The following is a 1361-nucleotide window of genomic DNA, read 5'->3' on the forward strand; positions in this document are numbered from 1 at the left end:
CGGATACTTCCGGCTCGAAGCGTACTATCAACTAATCGATTGGGGTTTAGCAACTAGATTGATATTTAATCACTAAATTTTAGCCACTTAGGTATTTAATCATTTAAAATCAACCAATTGAGAAAAACATAAAAAACTATAAAACAACTAAAACCACACTCTTTGAGTATGTATTTAGCAAATTGATAAGACTAAGAACAAACATCGAAACATATTTACCTCACCTATTAATAACCAACAGACCAAAAAACACGGCCTATGTCTTTGGCGTAAATTTGCGCGTATCAGTCAAATAATCTGCAATTAAACAATGAATAGAAATGAACGAGAGGGAATAAAAATGCAGCCCTTCGAAATCGAAAAGCTGCATCAAGTACCATGTAGGAATGTTGGAAGGAACGTAATAATAGGTAGTTAATAGTTATTATGTGTTTGCCACAAACAATCCGAGCAAACAAACTTAGATATTGGATACATAGCTCGGAAAATCCACCTGCTCCCACAACTGTTTGGAGAGTTCTTCTTGCGAATCCCACGCCCCTTGTAAAACCCAATTCACGATGGCTTGTGCAACGTCGGGGTATTTAACACTCTCAGCTTGCTGCTCTTTGAGCCACTGACGTACGGTAGAAATGTCTAAACTGTCCATTGCAGTGGCTAACCCAAGATCTTCAAGCGTGGCTACGTTGCTCTGCTGTTCAAATTGTCCTGCCAGTGGTTTCATTAGCAGTTTTTTGCCAAGAGAAAGTGCTTCTGAAGGCAGTTCGAAACCACCATTGGCGATGACCCCACAGCAACGATGTAGATGGTGCTGAAAGTTGGTATGGCACAGCGGACGCAATTCTATGTTCTCCACTTTCTCTACTTCTATCACGTCGGGGTGATAACAAATAAACGTCTGCTGATTAAAGTGGAACAACAAGTCGCAGATGTCCTCAATCGACTCAAACGGTAAATACACCAACACGAAATCATCGTTATCCGCTTGGTTATCCAAAGTGTGAACGATGGGCGGTAGCAACGGCTGGTCAAAGTGATACCAGTGCAATCCAAGCTGATGTTGAGATGGTGCAAAATACTCAAGTACTGATTTATCCAGCCAGCTAGCCCCCTTCAGAGGCACTGGATAGCGAAACGCATTTTGGTGACTGATACCGATACACGGCTTATTTTGTTGACGAGCTGCCCAAGCCGTGACGGGTTCAAAGTCGTTGATGATTAAATCATAAGGCGCCAGATTGAGTTGGTTCACCTCTTTGAAAAAATGAATCAAATTGTTGTTCAAGGCCGTTTTGGCGTAATTGACCGAGCCTTTTTCCGTCACAAACGTAAAACCGCGACGAGTCTGATAATCGCCAAAC

1 protein-coding gene is annotated in these 1361 nt (G+C 42.0%); it reads right to left on the minus strand.

The features are described 5' to 3' along the window. Nucleotides 1–460: 460 nt before the first annotated feature. A partial coding sequence (locus R7E00_RS23545; protein ID WP_318124648.1) for an MJ1255/VC2487 family glycosyltransferase occupies nt 461–1361 on the minus strand: 901 nt, incomplete at its 5' end.

It is taken from the genome of Vibrio sp. Vb1755 (genome assembly GCF_033338635.1).
Taxonomy (GTDB): domain Bacteria; phylum Pseudomonadota; class Gammaproteobacteria; order Enterobacterales; family Vibrionaceae; genus Vibrio; species Vibrio alginolyticus.